Origin of the sequence: Arenibacter algicola, assembly GCF_000733925.1 — a bacterium.
Taxonomy (GTDB): domain Bacteria; phylum Bacteroidota; class Bacteroidia; order Flavobacteriales; family Flavobacteriaceae; genus Arenibacter; species Arenibacter algicola.
Genome location: NZ_JPOO01000003.1, coordinates 390,760 through 414,613 on the forward strand (window position 1 = coordinate 390,760; position 23,854 = coordinate 414,613).

Genomic DNA, 23,854 nt, shown 5'->3' on the forward strand with positions numbered 1-23,854 from the left:
AGAAAATTATCCTCAATTTAGTGATTTTCACTAGTTCGAACAAGGCCCTAACACCCCTAAATATGGGGGTTTGACAATTCTATCCATGTTTTTGGGAAATATGTCCATCCCTTCACGTTTTCTTAACATAAGCTTAGCCTTGAATAATTAACAAACTAATGTAATATGAACAAACTGAAATCTTTAATGCTCGTCCTTTTGATGGGTGTATCAACGGTTTCCTGGGCACAAACCACTGTGACGGGAACCGTACTGGATGAACAAAATATTCCGCTCCCAGGAGCCAACGTTGTGGTAAAAAACACTACCAATGGGGTAGTGACAGACTTTGATGGAAATTTTTCCATATCCGTAAGTAATACCAATGCGGTATTGGTAGTATCCTATATAGGATATGTTGGTAAGGAAGTAAAATTGGACGGTTCCTCTTCCTATACCATAACCTTAGCCGAAGATGCTACAGGTCTTGAAGAGGTGGTCGTTATTGGTTATGGATCTGTTAAAAGAACCGACTTAACTGGAGCAGTCGCCTCATTGGATGCCCAGGCAATTACCGAGCAGAAAAAAACCGATATTAGTCAGGCATTGCAAGGGCATGTAGCCGGTGTTGATGTAAGAGCCAATAACAACAAACCCGGTGCACCAATATCAATTGATATTAGGGGTAATACCGTTATACAGAACACCAATGAAACCCGTGATGGGTTAAATGATGACCTTGCTGCCGACCTTTCTAGCCCATTATACGTGGTCGATGGCGTTTTTTTTGATGATATAAACATTTTAAACCCGGCTGATATCCAACAAATAGATATTTTAAAGGATGCTTCAGCTACGGCAATTTATGGCTCTAGAGGTGCCAATGGTGTAGTAATTATATCTACTAAAAATGGTGTTGAGGGAAGAACGGTCTTTACTTACGAAACTACTGTAGGTATAAACTCAGTTGCTAATAAGCCTGACATGTACAATGGAGATGAGTTTGTAGGTTTTGTTGAAGATGTCATAAGGAGTAGAAACTGGCAAGGGCTTTTTGATTTTAATACACCTTATTACCCAACGGTGGACGATTATAACAACACACCTGTAGATTATTCGGACGAATTTAGATCATCAAATGAAGAAGCCGATAATGTGGCTAACCGCCGCTATACCGATTGGCAAAACGATTATATAAAAACAGGTATACAAACCAGTCATAATGTAGGTATGTCCGGTGGTAGAAATGGGTTGACATATAATGGATCAATAGGTTACTTGAGCAATGAAGGGGTAATGGGAATAGAAAAATTCGACCGATACAACTTAAATACTTCCATAACCAAAAAAGTGTCCGATAAGTTTACGGTAGGATTAAAAGCATATTTATCGCTATCAGAACGTGAAACAGGTAGTAATGAATTGTTTAGAAGTACCTTGCGTTTATCGCCTACGGTGAATCCTCGTGATCCCAATGGCGATCTTATTCTATTCCCTGACGATCAAGATGGTCGTTTCTTAAACCCATATTACGAAGCTAACGAAAACGCATGGTTAAGTAATACCAAAACGCTGGACGTCATAACCAATGTCTTTCTACAGTACCAACCAGCAGATTGGATAAGCTTTAAAACACAATTTGCCCCTAATTTAAGAACTACTCGATATGGATCACAATTCGGACTGTTAACAAAATCTGCCAGAAATGAGGAGGCTCGTACACGTGCGTACTATAATGCGTTTTTTAATACTTCTTATTCATGGGATAATATTGTTGATTTAAACTTTGATATCGCTGAAGGACATAACTTAAAAACTACCTTAATATCGTCGGTATATTATAGACAAGACGAGGGTAGCCGGATTGAAACCAGAAACTTTGATACTGACTCATATCGATATTATAATACAGCTGCCGGATTAGATGTACAAACTTACGCAACGGACTATGAAAAAGAAACCTTGTCCTCTTTTGCTGGTAGATTAAATTATAGTATTAACGATAAATATCTGTTCACCTTTACGGGAAGGTATGATGGGTCTTCCAAACTGGCAGTTGGGCATGAGTGGGCATTTTTCCCATCGGCCGCATTTGCTTGGAAAGTTAGCGAGGAAAACTTCTTACAAGACTTAGACTGGTTGAGCAATCTTAAACTACGTTTAAGTTACGGTGAGTCCGGTAACGACAATGTGGCTCAACCTTATCAATCATTAGCGTTTTTAAATGGAACCGACTATGTTTTTGGAAGCGACCACTTAAATGGTGTGCAAGTTGCAGGATTGGCCAACTATGATTTAACATGGGAACGCTCCAAAGAGTATAACTTTGGTGTAGACTTAAGTATACTTAACAATAGAGTACGTTTAGGACTGGAAGTTTACAACAAAAAAACAGTGGATGCCATCTTAGGCAAAACCTTATCGGCAATATCAGGTTATAGCACGGCAATTGGTAATTATGGATCTGTAAGCAACAAAGGTGTCGAAATAACCCTAAACACCACCAATATCCAAACAGAAAATTTTAAATGGACTACAAGTTTAAACTATGCACGGAACAAAAATGAAATTTTAGAACTTGATGGAGGTATAGACAAACTTCCTTATGGAAATCATGGTGTACGCCAAATTGGAGAGCCTGTAGATGCTATTTACAGTTACAAAATAGAAGGAATATGGCAATTGGATGAAGCTGCGGAAGCACATAGTTACAATGCCTTTCCCGGGCAATGGAAGTATGCCGATCTTAATAACGATGGGGTTTTAAATCAAGATGACAACACTGTTATTGGATCCATATCACCTGATTGGATTGGAGGCATGACAAACACTTTTGCCTATAAAAATTTGGATTTATCTGTACAAATGTACACCAGACAAGGTTCTTATGGACATTCGGAGTTTTATAACAACTTTGTTCCATGGCAAAACGATAGGGCAAAATTTAACAAGTTAGATATGGATTATTGGACACCCAACAATCCGGATGCCAAATTCCCTGCAGCTCATTATGCCTCAACTGGAGATAATTATTACACTAGTTTCGATTTTGTTAAAATCGGGAACATCGGTTTAGGATATAATGCTTCTCAAGCCTTGTTGGACAAGCTCAAAATGTCCAGCTTAAGGTTGACGCTAGATGTTCAGAATCCGTTTACGTTTACCGATTATGCCGGCCCAGATCCTGAAACCGGATTGAATAATTCATATAACGCTGGTTATATGATAAAAACAGTATTATTCGGACTTAAGTTGTCGTTATAATTTTAAAAATGTTAAAGATGAAAATAAACAAAAATATAAAACAAGGTATAGCCTTACTGGTTTTTTCAATAGTATTGAATTCCTGTAATGAATTTATCCAAGAGGACGCATATTCGGATGTAACCAGTGAAACTTTTATAAATGAAGGTAATGCGGATCAATTGGTAGTTGGAGTTTATACAGCTACACGGGGCTATTATAGAAATCACGGCTATAAATTTGAAGGAACCGACCTATTTACCACAAAGAGTGAACTGTCTTCGTTTAGCAGTTCAAACGATTACAATAATTTTGAGGCACCCGAAACCAATGGGGTATGGAGTAGTAATTATAACGTAATTGCCAAAGCGAATACAGCGATTAACCGTTTTGAAAACCAAATTAGTTGGAGCGATGCCAATCTAAATGCCAAAGCCTATGGTATAGCCCAAGCACGTGCCTTAAGAGCATTGGCATTTTTTAATTTGGCCGTACAATACGGTGGTGTAGCTTTAGATTTGGAAGAGCCGTTAAGTATACGTAATGATTATACACGTTCAACGGAAGAAGAAACATTTGCTTTAATTATTAGTGAATTGGAAGCCGCTATTCCAACACTTGAAGATGATCCGGAAACAGGGCGATTCTCAAAAAGGGCTGCGCAACATCTATTGTCAGAAGTGTACTTGACTAGGGCATATAAATCATTTGCCGGAAGCAACGATTTTCAAACAGCGGCAGATTTAGCTGTTCAAGCTATCGATGGGTATGATATTAGAAGTCAATCGTTTGCTGATGTGTTTTCTTATGATAATCAAGTAAATGACGAAGTACTTTTTGCTGCTCAGTGGGAAAACAATGAATTTACAGATGATAGAAATAATAACAAACATTCCTTATTTATGTTTGGTGTGCAGGAATTACCAGGTGTAAGTAGATCAAATCAATATGGTGTATCATCTGGTAATCAAATGATGACGCCATATTTCTATTCCTTATTCGCTGCCAACGATACTCGTGAAGACGCAACCATACATCGCGTACTTTATGCGGACGAAGAGGCTGCATGGGGCGATGATACAATTGTTCCCGGTGATACTGTAGTATATTTCCCGAAACAAGCACTTGATGTAACGGAACTTACCGATAAATTGGATAGATACTGGGTATATCAACCAGATCAATACTTATTCGGTAAGCCAAGTGATATTCCGGGGGTAAATTATTTGTATTCTACTGGACTTTTTACACACTTCCCGATCATGAAAAAATTTGATGACGAGGTTTATAATGATGAAAACGGTGGTGCGCGGGATACCTTTATCTTTAGGGTTGCCGGAACTCATTTACTAGCCGCAGAAGCCTTCCTGGGAGCCGGAAATACTGCTCAGGCCTTATTACATTTGAATAGGGTTAGGGAAAGGGCAACAGGCGTAGCCGATCATTATGCGGCCATTGATTTAGATGTCATCTTAGAGGAGCGCGCATTGGAATTAGCAGGAGAAGCTAACCGTTGGGCAGTGCTCAAACGTATGGGTAAGTTGGAAGAAAGAATTAATTTGTACAACCCACATGTCATAGACCATGGTGCTTTTGATTCTACAAAACATTTATTACGACCAATACCCACTAGAGAAATAGCTCTATCTCCAAACACGATGGAGCAAAATCCTAATTATTAATAGGAACTGAATATAGAAATTATTGTTTGAGTTAGTTGTTGTTAAAAATATGGACGGGGTTGATCCCTGTCCATATTTTTTAAACTTAATAAATATTTCTATAAGACAGCCACAATAGGATATATTTGGGTCAAGAAGGGATAATTATAAAAGACCCGGGCAAGAGCAATAGCAATCTCTATATATAAATTTGGACAAATTATCCTGCCAACATGGAGTAACTATTGCTAAAACAGCCAAACGGGTAACAGGTTATTGCCCTAAATCTATAAGACCTAACAATGGATTTCCTACTTTTGAAATATTGGAATCCAATCCATTGAATTTTGAACTGAACAATAAATTAAACAATAAATGAAAGTAGTCAAAGTATCCTTATCGGCTATACTGGGCACCTTGCTATTAGCAACGTTCCTTAATTCGTGCAAAGAAAATAAAACAGCAGAAACCGTCGAGGCCACCGCCATAAGTCCTGTAGACTTGGTATACCCACAATTGGACACCGAAAATTCGCGATGGTTTTTCTTTTCATCGGCTAGCCGTCCGTTCGGCATGGTGAACCTTAGCCCAGATACCGAGGTGGATGGTGCATGGGGAAGCGGGTATAGGTATAAGGTAGATACCATTCAGGGTTTTAGCCATATCCATGCCTGGCAACTTTCGGGACTGTCCGTAATTCCAGTAACCACAACCGAAGAAAACAAAAAGTCCATTTTTAAGGATTTCAAATCCAAATTCAGTCATGACAAGGAAAAAGTATCTCCCGGTCATCATTCTTTAGCTTTGGAGAAATATGGAATTAATGTTGAGCTGACCAGCACCAAAAGGGTTGGTTTTCATAAATATACCTATCCAAAAAATAAGGAGTCTGCTATTCTTTTCAACCTTAACGGCATGTTGGGACCTTGTGAAAATATAGAAGGCAATCTAATTAAAATAGATGATAAAAATCTTTCAGGAGAACTGGTTATGGCCCCTACTTCCAGAAGACCCAAACCCACCAAATTATTTTTCTATATCAATTTAGACCAGGAAGTGGCGTCGATCGAAAAGGATGAAGAAACTGGAAACTATTTGATCGGATTGGGCAATAACAATGAACAGCTTATGATGAAAGTAGGCATATCCTATACTTCTGTAGAGAATGCCAAAGCCAACATAGATGCGGAACTATCCCATTGGGATTTTGAAAGGGTAGTAAAGGAATCCAAGGAAGAATGGAACAATGCCTTGGACAGAATAAAAATATCCGGTGGTACGGAAATGGCCCAAAAAAGGTTTTATACGGATCTATGGCATGCCTTGCAAGGTAGAAGGGTTATCAGTGATGTTAACGGGGCATATCCGGATAATACTGGGGATACTTTTGGGGTTGGGCAACTTCCTTTGGATACGGCAGGAAAGCCAAAATTCAATCACTATAATTCCGATTCCTTCTGGGGTGCCCAATGGACTATAAACACGCTTTGGGGCTTGGTCTATCCTGAAATTATGGAAGAGTTTGTCCAATCCCTATTGCAGTACCAAAAAGATGGGGGATTGGTTCCCCGTGGGCCTTCAGGCGGTAATTACACCTATGTAATGACCGGGGCCTCATCTACTCCTTTTATTGTCAGCGCCATACAAAAAGGTATAGTGACGGAAAATTTGGAGGATATATATCAGGCCTTAAAGATAAATCATATGCCAGGAGGAATTATGGAAAAGGCAGGCTATGAGCATAATACCGCCTTAGGAGGTGGATTGAAATACTACATCCGGGATGGTTACGTACCCTATCCCATTCCGGAAGGAAAATTTGGTGGCCATCAGGAAGGCGCAGGCGTAACCATGGAGTATGCCTATCAGGATTGGACCTTGGCACAACTGGCTAAAAAATTAGGAAATGAAGAAGATTACAACTATTTCATGAAGCGTTCCTTAAATTACAAAAATGTATTTGATAAGAGTGTAGGTTGGATGAGACCAAAAAATGTAGATGGTGAATGGGCACCAAACTTCGATCCGAACCAACATCAGCACGGCTTTGTAGAATCCAATGCTGCCCAGGCAACTTGGTTTGTACCCCACGATCTTAGCGGTCTGGCAAATCTTATGGGAGGTAATGAAAAGGCCGTGGAGAAACTCAACCTTCAATTTGAAACGGCGGAAAAACTTGGATTCACCTCTGGTAATTCACATGCCCTGGAATTGCATCCGGAATATAGAAAAATCCCGATCAATTATGGCAACCAGCCTTCCATGCAGACTGCCTTTGTCTTCAATAAATTGGAAAGACCGGATTTAACACAGTTCTGGTCCAGAAAGGTAGTGGATAGAGCCTTTAGCGGTTTGTCTCCCTCGACCGGTTACAACGGGGATGAAGACCAAGGATTAATGGGCAGTTTGGCAGTACTGATGAAAATAGGGCTTTTTCAAATGAACGGTGGTACCGAGGACAATCCTATTTATGAATTTGGCAGTCCCATTTTTGATAAAATAACCATAAGTTTGCAAAATGGCAAAGTATTGGTTATCAATGCCCCAGGTACGGCTTCGGATAAACCTTATTTAAATTCTGTAAAGATAAACGGCATGGTATCGGACCAAAATCACATTAGCCATTCCAATGTTCTAAAAGGGGCTACTTTGGACTTTACCATGGGATCTGTACCTTCAATGAATTCACAGCAATAATAAGGATAAAGTGATGCATTAGATTTTTTCAGGAACAATACATAAAACACCTCAAATATATTGGTCCACTTTAGGTCTAATTTATTTGAGGTTTTTAAACTAGAGCAACCAAAGACCATAAATTGGCTTTTTAATAGTTAGTATAATTACATTATGGGAAACAAACTTAAAATTCTCTTGGCATTTATGGTCTCCGTTTGGAGCCTTCACGCCCAGAAAATAAAGTTTGAACACTACAATGATCACAATGGTCTGTCCCATAATTCCGTAAGGCATATTATTCAGGACGATCAGGGTTTTTTGTGGTTGGGTACTTTTTCAGGACTAAACCGTTTTGACGGTTATGAATTTAAAACTTATACCAGCTCTCCCGAACTTAACAACACCATCCCGGACGATGATATAACAGATTTGGAATTGGATAGAGAATCCAATCAATTATGGATCGGTACAAGAAAGGGACTTGTCCTTTATAAGTTGGATTCCCACATCTTCAGAACCTTCCTTCCAAATGTTAATGATCCAAATGCCCTGCAGGACGGGGAGGTCAGGGCCGTGCATGTAGATCGCTTTAAGCAAGTGTGGGTGGGAACCAGGGATAAAGGCCTTTTTATCTATAATCCCGAAAACCAGCACTTTAAGAAAGTTGAACTGGATGGTTATAATTACATCAAGGACATTTTTGAAGATTCCAAAGGATATATCTGGCTTGCAAGCTATGGAAGCGCGGGAATTGCCAAAATTTCCTTGGACAATACAGGTAACATTGCACAAATAAGGGAGTACACCTTGGAAGTTCCGGAGTCGACCGAAAAAAACCCATACGTCAATTTCGTCTATGAAGACCACAAATCGGATATATTTGTGGGGAGTAGGAGAGGACTATATAAATTGGACGTTCAGGCCGATTCTTTTAAAAATATGTATTTAAAAGATTCCAAGGTCAGGGATAAATTGGGGCCATACTTTATCTCCGTAGCCAGGGCGCCCAGCGGTGAATATTGGTTGGGGACCTTGGGCGGTATCCTAGTCGTAGATGAACTGGAGGACATTATGCTGCAAAAATACCGATGGTATTACTCAGAATTATCAGATGATGATTCCCTAGTAGACAATTTGGTGGCAGCATTGTATTTTGACGCCTCAGGTGTGCTATGGATTGGAACGGAAGATGGCCTAGAGAAATACGATCCTTATAATAATCAATTTAATTATAACTCGGATATTTCCCAATATATAGGCAATCAAGTACCCCGTATTCGTGGATTTGCAAAAACCAAGGATAACAGAATCATAGTGGCAACAAGACACAATGGTTTGTTTATTTCAGATAATGGTGGTTACCGACCCCTATTCAATAACCAAAAGGACATTGCCAGTATTTTTACTATTGATGGTAACATCTTTTATTGTGGTCTTTGGGAAGGCCATATTTTACGTTACGACTACAGTTCTGGTAAAGCGTCCGTGAAGGATGTTGGCTTTAATAGGTCACCAATTCTTGCTTTTGCAGACTTAGGAAACAAATCCATGGTAGTTGGGGCCCACGGAGAAGGGGCGGCAATTATCAATACAGAAACTTTGCTACCTGAAGGTGGATCCGGGGTGCTGCTACCTTCACGCCCCATAAATAAATGTGTAGTAGATAAGAGAGGTATTATTTGGTTTGCCACCCAAACAGGAGTTATTAAATTTGACCCAGTAAGTGGAGACACGCATGTATATAACGCCGATTTAGGGGAAAACATGGGTCTTTCACATAAAAATGTCAGCGATATCACTATTGATCCAACAGGGAAAATTTGGGCCGCAACTCGCAAAGGATTGGATTACTACGATCCCGACTTGGATGATTTTGTCCCCTTATCCGAGCCTGTTGAATTACGGAGCAGCTGGATAACCGATGTAGTATCCGATACCATCGGAAACCTTTGGCTAAATATGAACAATAACCGGATTGCGCAATACAAAACACAATCCGATGAACTAAAAATATATTATACCGATAGTGGTAATAGGTTGGACGTATTTAGCCTAACCGGCTTTTACTACGCCGATGATTCCCATATCTATTTGGGAGGCAAAAACGAAATTATCTCCTTTTCACCCTCGGATATCAAGGACAATGACATTTCACCAGCTCCCCTGATTACGAATATCAAAATTCAAAATACCGATTTGGAAGTAGGAAGTACTTTGAACGATCAGCAAATACTTGCCTCCGACATAAATTTAAGTCGAGAACTGGTTTTGGAAAATGTAAACAAGAATTTTTCACTCACTTTTTCCAGTCCTTCCTACACCAGTGAGCGCTTTAACAAGTATAGTTATAGATTAGTGGGTTTTGACAAGGGGTGGAATACCGTCGACATACGGCAACGCACAGTCCAATATACCAATCTATTTTTTGGCGATTATACCTTTGAGGTAAAAGCCATGAACGGTCATGGGGTATGGAGTGATGTCTCTTCCTACCAAATAAAAATCCTTCCACCTTTTTGGCTTACCTACCAGTCCTTGATCATCTTTATACTACTGTTGTCCCTAATATTCTATGTGGTACGCAAACAGATGAAAGCACGACTTGAATTAAAACACCAATTGTTGCTGGAGAAAGTAAAAAGGGAACGGGATGAAAAATTGAGCAATGAAAAACTAAGGTTTTTTACCAATATATCCCATGAACTTAGAACCCCCTTAACCCTTATACTAGGCCCTACCAAGCAACTAATAGATGAAAGTAAGGGGAGCGGTAACCAGTTTCAATTGAGCAGATATCAAATGATTCTACAAAATGCCAATCGACTGCTGAACCTAGTGAATCAGGTATTGGATTTTAGAAGGGCACAATCTGGCGAATTAAGTTTAAAGGTTACCCTAACGGATATCTTATTGCACACCAGAAATACCTTCCGCTCTTTTGAGGAACTGGCCGACGACAAAAAAATTGAATTTAACCTTATTTGTGAAAGTGAAAAGATCGAGGGTTACGTGGATCGTGACAAGTATGATAAAATGCTGTATAATTTGTTGTCCAATGCCCTAAAGTTTACCCATAAATATGGCCATGTTGACCTTTTCGTGGGCACCCAATTGGTACATGGTCGCACGGAATTGGTTGTTGAAGTAAGTGATGACGGTATTGGTATTCCAATGGAAAGCCAGGAAAAAATATTTACCCGTTTTTATCAGGCGCCCAACAGCAAATTGAACAATACAGGGTCCGGAATAGGACTCTCCCTGGTTCAGGTATTGGTTGAACTTCACAAAGGGAGCATAGCTGTGCAGAGTCAACCCGATAAGGGCAGTATATTTACCATAAAGATTCCAACAGATTATGAGGCTTATGACGAGAGTGAAATTTTTGAGTATGGTCAGAGCCCTGTTATAGAACATTCACCCCATTTAATTCCCAGTAAGAAAATAATACAGAGTACCCATTTAAAGGAAAGGATACTAATTGTAGAGGACAATGCCGAATTGCGTAATTATTTGGTGGGCTATTTGTCCGATTATTACAAAGTCTTTGAGGCCGAAAATGGGGAAAAGGGACTTGAGATATGCAGGCAAACAAAACCAGCACTGTGCGTTGCCGATATAATGATGCCCGTTTTGGACGGACTTGAGTTCTGTAGAGTACTAAAAAATGATGAGGATATAAGCCATATACCCGTAATTCTCCTAACAGCACTATCCGATAATGACGATAAGATTAGGGGCTATAGTTCCGGAGCAGATGGATATCTGGTAAAACCATTTGATCCGTCCCTATTAAAAACGAGGATCGAAAATATTATCCAATCCAGAATGGATCTGAAAGGTAAATTCTCCGGGGAGGTAGAAAGCGATGCAACAACCTTGACACACTCGCCCATTGACGAAAAATTCATGGAAAAACTCATTCAATTGATAGAGGGAGATATAGATAACTTGGAAATGAGTACTGCATATCTGTGCCAGGAATTGGGAATGAGTTCTTCTAAATTGTACAGAAAAATAAAAGAACTTACAGATCTTGCTCCAAACGAATTTATAAGGACCATCCGGTTAAAAAAGGCAGCACAATTTTTAAATACCAAAAAGTACAATGTTTCCGAAGTATCTACCATGGTAGGTTTTAACGACCCCTACTATTTTAGCCGTTGTTTTAAGAAGCAGTTCGGATATCCTCCCAGTGTTGTGATCAAATAGCCGTAGTATAAACTAATCTCTACTTTAATGGGATTACAGTCCGTAATTTGAAATTCGTTTTAAGTCGAACCCCGTTTAATAGTTTACGTAATCCACAATTTCCAGTCCGTAACCTACAAGCCCAACTCTTTTGGTGTGACTAGAATTGCTCAACAACCTAATTTTGGCTATATCCAAATCGTGCAAAATTTGGGCTCCAACACCAAAATCCTTGGCGTCCATATCCACTTTGGGAGCTTTGTAAATTCCTTGTTTTTGTAATTCTTTCAGTTCACCCAGGCGGCCCAATAGGTTCAAGGATTCGGTTTCCTGATTAATAAAGACTATTGCCCCTTTGCCTTCTTCATTGATGGCGTTGAACATATCTTCCAATTTTTTGTCCGGATTGTTTGTAAGGGTGCCAAGAATATCATTGTTGATCAAAGTAGAATTAATCCTGGTCAGGACTTTGTCTTCTTTCTTCCATGAGCCTTTGGTCAACGCTAAATGTATCTGATTATTCGTGGTCTGTTGGTAGGCCCTCAATCTAAATTCGCCAAATCTGGTAACAATATTAAAATCTTCCTTTTTACGGATAAGACTATCATGCTCCATACGATATGCTATCAAGGCTTCGATAGACACAATTTTTAGATCAAATGTCTTGGCCACTTTTACCAACTGGGGCAATCTGGCCATAGATCCATCCTCGTTCATAATCTCAACGATAACCCCGGCAGGTTTTAGTCCGGCCAAACGGGCAAAATCAATGGCGGCTTCGGTATGTCCCGTTCTTCTTAATACCCCCCCTTCTTTAGCTACCAAAGGAAATATATGCCCAGGCCTACCCAAATCATGGGCCTTAATACTTAAATCTGTTAACGCTTTAACGGTACTCGCACGATCTGCGGCAGAAATGCCCGTGGTAACACCATGGCCCCTTAAATCTACAGAAACTGTGAACGCGGTTTCCATAGGATCAGTATTATTGTGCACCATCATATGCAGACCCAGTTCTTTACATCTACCTTCGGTAAGTGGTGCACAGATAAGTCCTCTACCATGGGTAGCCATAAAGTTGATCAACTCTGGTGTAGCCAATTCTGCGGCTGCCAAGAAATCTCCTTCATTTTCCCTATTTTCATCATCCACTACAATAATTACCTTACCCTTCCTTATATCCTCAATAGCCTCTTCAATGGTATTTAGCGTAATGGTCTTTTCAACTTTTGTTGTCATGTTACAGCAATTTTTTCTTTCTTCTTAAATACGCTCTTAAAATAATCCAAAATACTCCCAAAGGACATTAACCCCTTGTCCGCCGTTGCCCTTCTAGTTAGGAAAACACCTAAAGGTAACATTATAAATGTAGAAAGCCATGCCCCTATAATTGGATTTATATTCCCCTCCTTGGCATAATTTCCGGCAAATACCCCAATAAAATAATAAGTTAGGAACAGAATAATTGCAATAACCATAGGCAAACCTAAACCACCTTTTCTGATGATGGCACCCAAAGGGGCCCCAACAAAAAACAAAATAATACAGGATAATGCCAATGCGTATTTTTTGTGGAGCGACAAAATATGAAGACGATATATCTTGTATTTTATTTGAAGCTCATTTTTCTTTCCTTGAATACTTGTTATAATATTGGAAGTAGCACTTTTTGCAGAGCTTAAAATCTGTGTCTGGTGCCATGAGGGATAGAGAGCCAATATACTATCTGTACCCATCTTGGTTCCCAAAGAATCCATTTCTTTCTTTTTTTTATCGATTGTAATTTGGGCTAACGAATCTGGTTTTTTCAGGGGCACGAAAGCGCCCATTCTTCCTACGATATTCTTGGAAAAAGCAGTTACCAATTTTACATTGTCTTCCTTTAGAGAGTCTATATCTTTGGTTAAGCGGGAAATGTTTTTCATCTTATCCGTACTTACATCCCGCTCCTCATCCAAGTCAACATCGTTAAGATCTGAAAGATCCTTGTTAATGGTATAAGTCTTAAAATTGGCCTTGGTAAATGGATTTTTCTTCTTCTCCTTGTTATTTTTAGTGCTTACATCCCAGTAATAATGCCCTTCCTTTAATACCAACTGCAAAATATCCGAGTCCTCACTACTGATAAGCTCACCTGATTTGGCCTTGATTACTGTGGTATTGACCTTTGTTTTGGATTTTTCATGAATGATGACATTTTCCAAGAACCTATCATTTTCCCCATACTTACGATCCACCTTCATGTTCATTTCCGTACCTTCCAAATCACTAAAAACTCCCTCAGAAATAATCGCCGCAGGTTTAACCTTGGCAATATTCCTTCTTAGATTATATATTTTTTGTTCGGAAATAGGAATAATGTTATTGGCAAAATAAAAAGTGACCCCACCTAGAAATGTAACAAAAACAATAAGAGGCAACATGGCCCTTTGTAAGGAAATACCAGAGGCCTTCATGGCCGCAAATTCATAATTTTCCGCAAACGAACCAAAAGTAAGTATGGAAGAAAGTAATACGGTCAAGGGAATTACCCGTTCCATTAGGTTGGGCATAAGGTAAAACAGGAATTTTCCTATTATGAAAATGTCCAGGCCCTTACCTGCAAAATCATCAATAAACAACCATATCGTTTGAAATACGAAGATAAACATCAGTATTACGAACGAACTGAGAAAATTAAAAAGGAACCTCGATAATATATATCGGTCTAGAATTCTCAATGTCTAATTTCTTATGATGTAATACCCATCATTTTTATACTTGTTCTCGTCAAAAGTAAATAAGGTTTTGGACAAGGGCTGGTCTATTTTAAAAGAATTAACAGTAATCGTCGTTTTTGTACCGTTTTTTCCCGTTTCAATAAGCTTGTAGATATGTTTGGTCTCCACATCTATGCCCAACAAAATAGATTTGATTTCTGAGTTGGTATCAATTGGTGTCAACTTCACAAACTGTATTTTTCTTCCCTGGATATTTTGCAAAATGTCCCAGTCATAGTTATGCCCCTGCTTGTAAAATGTAAGCATTTTAGATGGTGTAATGGTGTTTTCATCATCCAATTTCTCTTCAATGGTCACCTCTTCATTTTCTGGAACAACGGTATATACCTTTTTACCGTCATACATTTGCTTGGAACCCAAATAATTGAATAAATACTTATCTCCCTGCATGGTTACATCCCCTCTCGTTTCTGTATTTATATTGGCCTCCTCGTTATTGAGACTGTATTTAAAGTCTACAAAAATATTGTCATAACTTTTTACTTTATTATACACTTCATCCAACAAAGTTTTGGCCTTTGCCGAGTTTTGGGCCATAGATATTGAAGTAGATAATACCAATAATATAATAGATAATTTAATTTTCATTTTCTTCCATTTAAATTTTTAACATGTCACCTATGCACTTTCATTGCTCAATAGTTGATCCAAGGCATAAATATCAGGTACTAGGACCTGACGAGCCTTGCTACCTTCAAAAGGACCAACAATACCTGCTGCTTCCAACTGATCTATAATTCTCCCGGCCCTATTGTATCCCAATTTCAACTTGCGTTGTATCAAGGAGGCCGAACCCTGTTGGGCAATTACAATAACTTCGGCTGCTTCCCTAAACATGGCATCCCGATCGGAAATATTATAATCAATACTTGTGCCAGAATCATCATTTCCCAAGTATTCAGGAAGTAGATGCGCATCTGGATAGGCCCTTTGGGAACCAATAAATTCAGTAATCTTAGCAACCTCCGGCGTGTCAACAAAGGCACATTGAATTCTGGTAACATCATTTCCCTGTGTAAACAACATATCCCCACGTCCTATCAATTGATCGGCCCCCTGGGTATCCAGAATGGTTCTTGAATCTATTTTTGAGGTAACCCTAAAAGCTATCCTAGCCGGGAAGTTGGCTTTTATGATCCCTGTAATTACGTTAACCGAAGGTCTTTGGGTTGCAATGATCAAGTGTATCCCAATAGCCCTGGCCAACTGTGCCAATCTGGCAATAGGGGTTTCCACTTCCTTACCCGCGGTCATAATAAGATCTGCAAACTCATCAATTACCAATACAATATAAGGCAAGAACATGTGTCCGTCATTAGGGTTCAGTTTACGCGCCTTGAACTTGGCGTTGTATTCCTTGATATTACGAACCATGGCCACCTTTAACAACTCGTAACGGTTGTCCATTTCAATACAAAGCGAATTTAAGGTATTGATTACCTTATTGTTATCCGTAATAATAGCCTCCTCAGAATCCGGTAATTTGGCCAGATAATGTCTTTCAATCTTATTGAACAACGTAAGTTCTACCTTTTTGGGGTCTATAAGAACAAACTTCACCTCTGCAGGATGCTTCTTATAGAGCAAAGAGGTCAATACTGCATTTAGACCAACAGATTTCCCTTGCCCGGTAGCCCCTGCCATCAGCAAATGGGGCATTTTAGCCAAATCTACCACAAAGGTTTCATTGCTAATGGTTTTTCCAAAGGCAATGGGCAACTGCATTTCTGCCTTCTGAAATTTACTGGAGGCAATAACGGAACGCATGGATACGATGGTGGCATTTTTATTGGGCACTTCTATACCAATGGTTCCCTTTCCAGGTATAGGAGCTATAATCCTTATGCCAAGTGCCGCCAAGGACAGGGCAATATCATCCTCAAGGTTTTTGATTTTTGAAATTCGCACCCCTGCATCAGGTACAATCTCATATAGCGTAACCGTTGGTCCAATAGTAGCCTTAATCTGTGCTATACCAATCTTATAGTTCTTTAAGGTCTCAACAATTTTATTCTTATTTTCTTCCAGTTCCTCCTGGTTAATGGTAATGCCACCGCTGGCACCATGCTGATCCAAAAGATCCAATGGAGGGAATTTAAAATTGCCCAATTCCAGGGTAGGGTCAAATTCACCAAAATCCTCCACCAACTTGTCGGAAATATTGTCGGACTCCTCTTTCTCTTCTTTGATTTTTTCCACTTCCATGGCAATAGTATCCTCTTCTACACCCACCTTTACTTCAAATTCCTCCTCATCATCTTCTTTTGCCAAAACGGGAATATCTTTCTTATGGGTGTAGGTATCTATTACCACGGGGGTTTCTTCCTTTTCCTTGGTATATAAAATATCGTTCTCCCTGTCGCTGTCATCAACCTTGACCGACTTACCATTTTTAAATTCGTTAGCCAAAGATTTTCCTTTATCGTTTAAATAGGCAACTGCCTTGTCCGGGGAAAATTGGAACAACCTTACCAAAATAACTATCAGACCAAAAAGTAGTAAGAGAAAGACTCCAACTTTCCCTCCATAATCTTGTAGAAAATCGTTCATCTCGTACCCAACCATACCGCCCAACAACGGTTGTCCCGACGCAAAGAAGCCAAGGGCAACGGAGAACCAAATTATAAAAACCAAGCCCCATATCCATTTACGAAGCAGCCCTTGTTTCTGCATGCTCAAAAATAGGTACAGCCCCGTTATAAATAGTAAAAAGGTAAATATGATGGAAGAAACGCCAAATCCTTTATAGAGCACAAAATGACTTACGTTGGCTCCAAATTTATTCAATAAATTTCTGGCCTGTTCATTCCTGTTTGCAAATTCTGTCAGCAAGCTTTGATCTTCCTGCCAGGTAAAATAAAAGGAGACAAAGGAAAAGAATAAGGCAATACTTAAAAGCATTAACAACCCCCCAAAAATTATTTTGTTCTGTTGCGATAATTTTAAGGAAAAGCCTTTTTTATTGGGTGTTGACTTTGGTTTTTTTACCTTTTTTGCCATTAAATCTTAAATTCTGGTGGCTAAATTACAAATTTACTTATGAACTCATCAGAACTTTTCCTATTGAAATAGCATTTTACGGAAACTCTGTACAAGCTAGATTGGGATTCTGGAAAAACTAATAGTCTTTAAAAGATTTTGGGAATATAGATGATAAGGCCAATAATGGATGCAGCAATGGATACCAACATAACGGCACCGGCAGAGACATCCTTAATAAACCCGATTTTTTCATCAAATTCGGGTTGCACAAAATCTGCTATTTTCTCCACGGCTGTGTTTAACCCCTCTATTCCCAGGACCAATCCAATAGCCAAAATTTGAAGAATCCATTCGGTATTGGAAATTTCAAAATAGAATCCAGCAGCAGTCATCACCAAAGTAATAAAAACCTGAATCTTGATACTGGATTCCGTTCTTATTAAGAGTAAAGCTCCCTTTATTGCGAAACCTACGCTCTTAATGCGATTCACCAAAAAGCTTTCCTTAGGCATCCATCAATACTTCTAAGGCCGCCTTGTAATTGGGCTCATCAACGATTTCCCCAACCTGCTCCGTATAGATAACCTTTCCTTCTTCATCCAATACCACCACCGCTCTGGAGTGCAGGGATTTTAATGGACCGTCAACAAATTCCAAACCAAAGGCCTTTCCGAAGTTACCGTCCCTGAAATCGGACAACATTTCCACGTTTGCTATTCCTTCTGCACCACAAAAACGACCTTGGGCAAAGGGAAGGTCTTTGGAAACACATAAGACCTTAGTGTTTTTCAATTCGGTAGCTTCCTTATTAAATTGTCTTACAGATTGTGCACATGTTCCAGTATCTACACTGGGAAAAATATTTAATACCACTTTTGCACCTTTGTAATCGTCCAATTGTATATTGGACAAATCTCCCTTGGTCAAAGAAAATCCAGGGGCTTTACTTCCTGGTTCAGGTAGTGCGCCAATAGTGTTTATAGGATTTCCTTTAAGTGTTACTGTAGCCATAATTAATTTTTTAAATTTTGCGTGAAAATAAAAAATATATGCTTGATAAATAAGGAATATAGGATAAAAAGTAGGACAATAATTAGACTTGCTTAATTACATAAATAATTAAAATACCCCTATCCTATGTAGTAACATAAAAATAGAGGTATTTGCCTTTATTGGGATTTGAATCCTACACCAATTATTTGTCTATAGAACCAACGACCCTTTGCATAAATTCGTTCAAAGCCTCTTTTTGGGGCTTACCTTCCTTTATGGATTTTTGTACCTCCAAGGCTCCGTACAGATTGGAAATCAGTTCACCAATAACATCCAATTCCTCATCCTTTAATGAAGAGACTTCGGTAATGGACTCCAAGGTTTCTATTGTTTCCAATACATAATCCTCATCGTTTTCCGCTATAAAGCCGGTAAGATGTTTAATTACTGGTAACTTCACTGATCAATTCCTTTAAAACTTCATACTTATTGGTCTGTACCTGATTCTTGAATTCGCCATCGCTAAAAATGGCAAAAGTGGGAAGGTTGTCCACATTGGCCAACTTTCTGGATTCAGGAAATTTCTCTGCATCTGCAAGAACAAAGGTGATATCCTCATTAACGGAGGCTTCCTTTTTGAACTTTGGCTTCATTATTCTACAGTTGCCACACCAAGTAGCCGAATATTGAACAACCACATTTTTATTTTGATCAATAATCTCTTTCAGATTATCATTTTCCAATTCTACTATCATAAATTCTAAGTTTAATTTTATAAAAAAGGAGTCAATTCAAAATATCAATTGACCCCTTATATTTAATTCTTGAATTTAGTTTGCGTGTGCGGACAAATAATTGGCCACACCATTTCTATCCGCAGTCATGGCATCTTTACCTTCTTCCCAATTGGCAGGACAAACTTCTCCTTTTTGTTGAACGTGGGTATATGCATCGATCAAACGCAAATACTCATTTACATTTCTACCCAAAGGCATATGATTTATTCCTTCATGGAACACAGTACCTTCCTCATCTATTAAATAGGTAGCTCTGTAAGTTACATTATCGCCATCTACCATAACAACACCTGTTTCCTCATTATACTGCTCATTGGTGATATCCAATATACCCAAAGTGGAGGCTAGGTTTCTGTTGCTATCTGCAAGAATAGGGTAGGTAACCCCTTCAATTCCTCCATTATCCTTAGCCGTATTCAACCATGCAAAATGAACTTCGGCAGTGTCACAAGAAGCTCCGATAACCAGTGTGTTCCTTTTTTCAAATTCACCCAAAGCAGCTTGAAAAGCATGTAATTCTGTTGGACAAACAAAAGTGAAATCTTTTGGGTACCAGAATAAGATAACTTTCTTATTATTTTTTTGAGCCTCTTCCAATACATTCAATTTGAAAGTATCGCCTAAATCGTTCATTGCATTTACGCTTAGGTTTGGAAATTTTTTACCTACTAAAGTCATATTTATAAAATTTATACAATTAATTTCTGACGTAAAATTACATCTAATTATAGGGGTTTCTGCTAATATGGATTTAAAAAACTTATGCCAATATAACTATTGTATATACCTATGCCGAAAACTATATTTACTTGTGAAGTTGGAAAAATTTACACCCTTAATTTCTTTATTCCACAATACAAATAGGTTAAAATTATCAAGTTCGTTTTTGAATAAATTAATTGACTTAATAATAATTTGATTTGTTAAAAAACAACCCACTTTGCCTCTTACGGAAGTTGGTTTTTATTTTTATTGAAATATCTTGATATATAGTAATAGTAAAGGGGGAAATCGAGGAATCGCAATAGGTAAATGGGCATGTTATTTAGCAAAAGCCAAGATAATTGCATGCATCACACAAATCTAATTAAGAAATAATTACTGACGATTATTAACCAGCCACCTTGGATGTCTTAAGCTGTCTTATCTTTAAGTGCAAGGCCGCAAAGAAGAGGGTCGTAAAAGGACTCAACCAATTGAATATGGCATATACAAAATATTCGGCAACCCCAACGCCCAATACCCCTGACTGATAAGCTCCACAGGTATTCCACGGAATCAATACCGAAGTTACCGTTCCAGAATCTTCTAGCGTCCTACTCAAATTTTCTGGGGCCAGACCCTTATCCTGAAAGGCTTTCTTAAACATTTTACCAGGGATAACAATAGCCAGGTATTGATCACTGGCTATAGCGTTTAGACCAATACAGCTCATTACAGTACTGGCAAACAATCCAAAAACGGAACTTGCAATGGACAATAACGATTTTGTAATTCTGGCCAATGCCCCAATGCCGTCCATAATACCCCCAAATACCATAGCACAGCATATAAGCAATATGGTCCATATCATACCTTGCATACCCCCGGCGCTGAACAGATCGTTCAACTTTTCGTTTTCCGTGACTATGGCAGTATCAGTAAAAATAGCGTTGAAAATTGCCGTTACGTTGGAATCCGATAGGGTTTTTAATACCTCTGTCTGAAAAAATAGGGCAAATACCCCAGCCAAGGCTACCCCTGAACCCAGTGCAATCAATGGTTTGGTTTTTAAAAGTATTAGCGCAATAACAACGCCGGGGACAATAAACAAATATGGGTTTATATTAAAGGTATCATTAATAGTAACCAAGAGCGCACTTACATCTGCGCTCCCTGAAGTCTCTATATTCAAACTTATCACAGCAAAAACCGTCAATGTTATTAAAATTGTAGGGACCGTGGTTATAGTCATGTATTTAATATGTGTAAATAGGTCTGTCCCTGCCATGGCCGGGGCCAAATTGGTAGTATCGCTCAAGGGAGACATCTTATCCCCGAAATAGGCCCCTGAAATCACAGCACCAGCTATCATGCCAGGATAAATGCCCAAGGCAGTTCCAATTCCAACAAGAGCTATCCCCACTGTAGCAGAGGTAGTCCAGGAGCTACCTGTAGCCACAGAAATAATTGCAGCAATTACAACCGAAGCCGGTAAAAAAATGGAGGGATTCAAAACTTGTAGACCGTAATATACCATGGCAGGGATAACGCCACTCACCAACCAAGTACCCGCCAATGCCCCCACCAGAAACAAAATCATAATGGGGACAAGAACGCTTTTAAGGTTTTCCAAAACTTCTAGTCCCATAGTTTTTATGGAAGTTTTATTAAAGAACCCTACAATGGCACTTATGGCACCTCCCAATAATAAAATAATCTGATTGGAATATTCCCCGAACCATTCTCCGTCAGCATAGAAAATGTTATAGGCCAACATCATCATCAAAAGAACTACTGGGATAAGGGCTTCCCAAATATTCAATTCCTTGTTTTCTACTATATGTTCATTTTCGGGTCCAGCGGGATTGGTACTCAGGTTCTGCATTTAGAAGCTATTTGTTTCTTCGTAATATTACGATTTTGATATCTCTTCTGCAAACCCAATATTACACCTTAGTACTTATAGATTTAATAATATCCAATTTAATCAGACAGTCCTTCATGGCCATATAGGTCCTATCAATATGGTCATCCAACCCTATGGAAAACCGAATTAAACCGTTGGACAGTCCCATCTCAATTTGCTCCTCCATTGGAATTTCCGAAGAGGTGGATGTTCCAGGCGCACTAAACAAGGTTTTGTAAAAGCCCAAGCTAACCGCTAAATATCCCAAATGTTTTTTTTGCATTAATTCCATTAGGGCATTGGCCTTCTCCAGAGACCCCACGTCCAAAGTCAATAGCCCACCAAAGCCATATTCCATGTTGTATTGCTTTTTCATCACCTCGTGACCCACATGCGATTTTAATCCAGGATATACTACCCGCAATCCGTCCTTTTCAAAATTTTTGGACAGGTACATCGCATTCTCACTATGTTTCTTCATCCTTATATGAAGGGTTCTCATATTTTTCAATATAGAAGATGCCCTTAGACTATCCAAAGTACTGCCCAATAACATCCCCGCTCCGTTATTTACATCCTTGAGGCCCAAACAAAATTCTTTGGTACCGCAGACCGCCCCAGCTACGCAATCACTTGTGCCATTTATAAACTTTGTTAAACTGTGGATAACAATATCGGCTCCCAATTTTGCTGGGGAAATGGATAGGGGCGAAAAAGTATTGTCGACCACCAAGGGGATGTCATGTTTTTTAGCAAGTTTGGAAAGTGCCTGTAAATCGGCCACTTCCAATAATGGGTTACTTACCGACTCGCAATAGAGCATTTTGGTTTTTGGGGTAATGGACTTGGCCACTGCATCCAAATTAGTAGTATCCACAAAGGAAATCCCAATATTGAATTTCTTTAGAAAATTCTTCATAAGGGCATAGGTACCCCCATAGATGGTCCTACTACTAACAATATGGTCTCCAGCATTGCACAATTGTAGAATTACAGCACTTATGGCCCCCATACCGCTCGCAGTTACATTGGCCGTTTCCGTTCCTTCCAAAGCGGCCAAAGCTTCTCCCAAATATAAGTTGGAAGGGGAGGAGTGCCTACTGTAAAGATAACATCCTTCTGTATTTCCCTCAAAAGTATCGAACATGGTTTTTGCCGATAAAAAAGTATAGGTGGAAGAGTCGGATATAGAGGGATTAACACCCCCATATTCTCCAAAATATTGTAAATCCTGTAAATCATCAGCTGCCTTAAAATCCATAATAACATATTTAATTTTCTATAAAATTAAAGTTAATACAGTAATTAATCAACCATTTACAACTATCTTAGAATATAAAACTATATTTTTATCAATATTTAGATTTTAATTACATGAGTTAGTAAAATTAAACTTGACTGTAGAAAATATATCACCATGAAATTTGATGAAATCGATACCAAACTTTTGGGATTACTACAAAATGACAGTAAAAGGACTACCAAAGAATATGCCCTGCACTTAAATTTATCCGTTACCGCGGTATATGAACGAATAAAGAGGCTGGAGAAACTGGGAGTAATTACCAATTATGTGGCCCTGGTTGACAAAAAAAAGGTAAATAAGGCCTTTACGGTATTTTGCCATGTGAAATTGGTACAACATATTAAGGAATATGTACTTCAATTTGAGCGGGAAGTACTTAAATTAAATGAGGTTGCGGAATGTTATCACACCAGTGGGGATTATGATTATATCCTTAAAATATACGTGGCGGATATGGAAGAGTATAGAGAGTTCATGATTACCAAACTCACGGCCATAAACCACATTGGAAGTACTCAAAGTTCCTTCGTCATCAATGAAGTAAAAAGCACTACGGAAGTATTTATTTAACAAAAACAGTACATAATACGTTAATATCCCATCTAGTATGAATGTTGCCCAACAATAAAACATTCGTA

General features: G+C 38.9%; 16 protein-coding genes. 5 read left to right on the top strand and 11 right to left on the bottom strand.

The window, feature by feature from the left end:
- Window positions 1-165 precede the first annotated feature (165 nt).
- The 4 genes from U735_RS0111890 (at window position 166) to U735_RS0111910 (ending at window position 11,771) form a co-directional block, all read left to right on the top strand.
- Window positions 166-3,243 (top strand): SusC/RagA family TonB-linked outer membrane protein, encoded by a 3,078-nt coding sequence (locus U735_RS0111890; RefSeq protein ID WP_031444024.1) that lies wholly within the window; start codon window positions 166-168, stop codon window positions 3,241-3,243.
- Window positions 3,244-3,260: 17 nt separating this feature from the next.
- Complete coding sequence (locus U735_RS0111895) at window positions 3,261-4,904, top strand: RagB/SusD family nutrient uptake outer membrane protein (RefSeq protein ID WP_031444025.1); 1,644 nt, start codon at window positions 3,261-3,263, stop codon at window positions 4,902-4,904.
- 354 nt (window positions 4,905-5,258) lie between these two features.
- Complete coding sequence (locus U735_RS0111905) at window positions 5,259-7,580, top strand: GH92 family glycosyl hydrolase (RefSeq protein WP_031444026.1); 2,322 nt, start codon at window positions 5,259-5,261, stop codon at window positions 7,578-7,580.
- Between the two features lie 153 nt (window positions 7,581-7,733).
- Window positions 7,734-11,771 (top strand): two-component regulator propeller domain-containing protein, encoded by a 4,038-nt coding sequence (locus tag U735_RS0111910; RefSeq protein WP_031444027.1) that lies wholly within the window; start codon window positions 7,734-7,736, stop codon window positions 11,769-11,771.
- Window positions 11,772-11,846: 75 nt separating this feature from the next.
- On the opposite strand, the gene ribB is transcribed toward U735_RS0111910, so the two are convergent.
- The 11 genes from ribB to U735_RS0111965 all read right to left on the bottom strand — a co-directional run bounded on the left by ribB (window position 11,847) and on the right by U735_RS0111965 (window position 23,171).
- On the bottom strand, window positions 11,847-12,989 hold the full coding sequence (gene ribB, locus U735_RS0111915; protein ID WP_031444028.1) for a 3,4-dihydroxy-2-butanone-4-phosphate synthase: 1,143 nt from the start codon (window positions 12,987-12,989) through the stop codon (window positions 11,847-11,849).
- Complete coding sequence (locus U735_RS0111920) at window positions 12,986-14,401, bottom strand: LptF/LptG family permease (RefSeq protein WP_031444029.1); 1,416 nt, start codon at window positions 14,399-14,401, stop codon at window positions 12,986-12,988. The genes ribB and U735_RS0111920 overlap by 4 nt, the downstream gene beginning before the upstream one ends.
- 72 nt (window positions 14,402-14,473) lie before the next feature.
- Window positions 14,474-15,118, bottom strand: a complete 645-nt coding sequence (locus U735_RS0111925) for a LolA family protein (RefSeq protein ID WP_031444030.1) — start codon at window positions 15,116-15,118, stop codon at window positions 14,474-14,476.
- Between the two features lie 30 nt (window positions 15,119-15,148).
- A complete protein-coding gene (locus tag U735_RS0111930) occupies window positions 15,149-17,530 on the bottom strand; it encodes an FtsK/SpoIIIE family DNA translocase (RefSeq protein WP_031444031.1) in 2,382 nt (793 codons plus the stop codon).
- A 128-nt stretch (window positions 17,531-17,658) separates the two neighbouring features.
- On the bottom strand, window positions 17,659-18,024 hold the full coding sequence (locus tag U735_RS0111935) for a diacylglycerol kinase (RefSeq protein WP_031444032.1): 366 nt from the start codon (window positions 18,022-18,024) through the stop codon (window positions 17,659-17,661).
- Window positions 18,017-18,523, bottom strand: a complete 507-nt coding sequence (gene tpx / locus U735_RS0111940; RefSeq protein ID WP_031444033.1) for a thiol peroxidase — start codon at window positions 18,521-18,523, stop codon at window positions 18,017-18,019. Before tpx ends, U735_RS0111935 begins: the two co-directional genes overlap by 8 nt.
- Window positions 18,524-18,707: 184 nt before the next feature.
- Complete coding sequence (locus tag U735_RS0111945) at window positions 18,708-18,965, bottom strand: DUF6952 family protein (RefSeq protein ID WP_031444034.1); 258 nt, start codon at window positions 18,963-18,965, stop codon at window positions 18,708-18,710.
- On the bottom strand, window positions 18,946-19,260 hold the full coding sequence (locus U735_RS0111950; RefSeq protein WP_031444035.1) for a thioredoxin family protein: 315 nt from the start codon (window positions 19,258-19,260) through the stop codon (window positions 18,946-18,948). The genes U735_RS0111945 and U735_RS0111950 overlap by 20 nt, the downstream gene beginning before the upstream one ends.
- Before the next feature lie 75 nt (window positions 19,261-19,335).
- Window positions 19,336-19,980: a peroxiredoxin gene (locus U735_RS0111955; RefSeq protein WP_031444036.1), complete on the bottom strand. Its 645-nt coding sequence runs from the start codon at window positions 19,978-19,980 to the stop codon at window positions 19,336-19,338.
- Between the two features lie 433 nt (window positions 19,981-20,413).
- Entirely contained in the window at window positions 20,414-21,889 is a 1,476-nt protein-coding gene (locus U735_RS0111960; protein ID WP_031444037.1) for a Na+/H+ antiporter NhaC family protein, read from the bottom strand.
- Between the two features lie 61 nt (window positions 21,890-21,950).
- Window positions 21,951-23,171 carry an aminotransferase class I/II-fold pyridoxal phosphate-dependent enzyme gene (locus U735_RS0111965; protein WP_031444038.1) on the bottom strand — a complete coding sequence of 407 codons (1,221 nt, stop codon included), beginning with the start codon at window positions 23,169-23,171 and terminating at the stop codon, window positions 21,951-21,953.
- A gap of 156 nt (window positions 23,172-23,327) precedes the next feature.
- Between U735_RS0111965 and U735_RS0111970 the strand changes: the two genes are divergently transcribed.
- A complete protein-coding gene (locus U735_RS0111970; protein ID WP_031444039.1) occupies window positions 23,328-23,786 on the top strand; it encodes an Lrp/AsnC family transcriptional regulator in 459 nt (152 codons plus the stop codon).
- Window positions 23,787-23,854: the final 68 nt, after the last annotated feature.

Bases quoted from the DNA above. Each gene is read 5' to 3' on its own strand.
- U735_RS0111890 (WP_031444024.1), top strand. From the start codon at position 166: ATGAACAAACTGAAATCTTTAATGCTCGTCCTTTTGATGGGTGTATCA.
- U735_RS0111895 (WP_031444025.1), top strand. From the start codon at position 3,261: ATGAAAATAAACAAAAATATAAAACAAGGTATAGCCTTACTGGTTTTT.
- U735_RS0111905 (WP_031444026.1), top strand. From the start codon at position 5,259: ATGAAAGTAGTCAAAGTATCCTTATCGGCTATACTGGGCACCTTGCTA.
- U735_RS0111910 (WP_031444027.1), top strand. From the start codon at position 7,734: ATGGGAAACAAACTTAAAATTCTCTTGGCATTTATGGTCTCCGTTTGG.
- ribB (WP_031444028.1), bottom strand. From the start codon at position 12,989: ATGACAACAAAAGTTGAAAAGACCATTACGCTAAATACCATTGAAGAG.
- U735_RS0111920 (WP_031444029.1), bottom strand. From the start codon at position 14,401: ATGTTTATCTTCGTATTTCAAACGATATGGTTGTTTATTGATGATTTT.
- U735_RS0111925 (WP_031444030.1), bottom strand. From the start codon at position 15,118: ATGAAAATTAAATTATCTATTATATTATTGGTATTATCTACTTCAATA.
- U735_RS0111930 (WP_031444031.1), bottom strand. From the start codon at position 17,530: ATGGCAAAAAAGGTAAAAAAACCAAAGTCAACACCCAATAAAAAAGGC.
- U735_RS0111935 (WP_031444032.1), bottom strand. From the start codon at position 18,024: ATGCCTAAGGAAAGCTTTTTGGTGAATCGCATTAAGAGCGTAGGTTTC.
- tpx (WP_031444033.1), bottom strand. From the start codon at position 18,523: ATGGCTACAGTAACACTTAAAGGAAATCCTATAAACACTATTGGCGCA.
- U735_RS0111950 (WP_031444035.1), bottom strand. From the start codon at position 19,260: ATGATAGTAGAATTGGAAAATGATAATCTGAAAGAGATTATTGATCAA.
- U735_RS0111955 (WP_031444036.1), bottom strand. From the start codon at position 19,980: ATGACTTTAGTAGGTAAAAAATTTCCAAACCTAAGCGTAAATGCAATG.
- U735_RS0111960 (WP_031444037.1), bottom strand. From the start codon at position 21,889: ATGCAGAACCTGAGTACCAATCCCGCTGGACCCGAAAATGAACATATA.
- U735_RS0111965 (WP_031444038.1), bottom strand. From the start codon at position 23,171: ATGGATTTTAAGGCAGCTGATGATTTACAGGATTTACAATATTTTGGA.
- U735_RS0111970 (WP_031444039.1), top strand. From the start codon at position 23,328: ATGAAATTTGATGAAATCGATACCAAACTTTTGGGATTACTACAAAAT.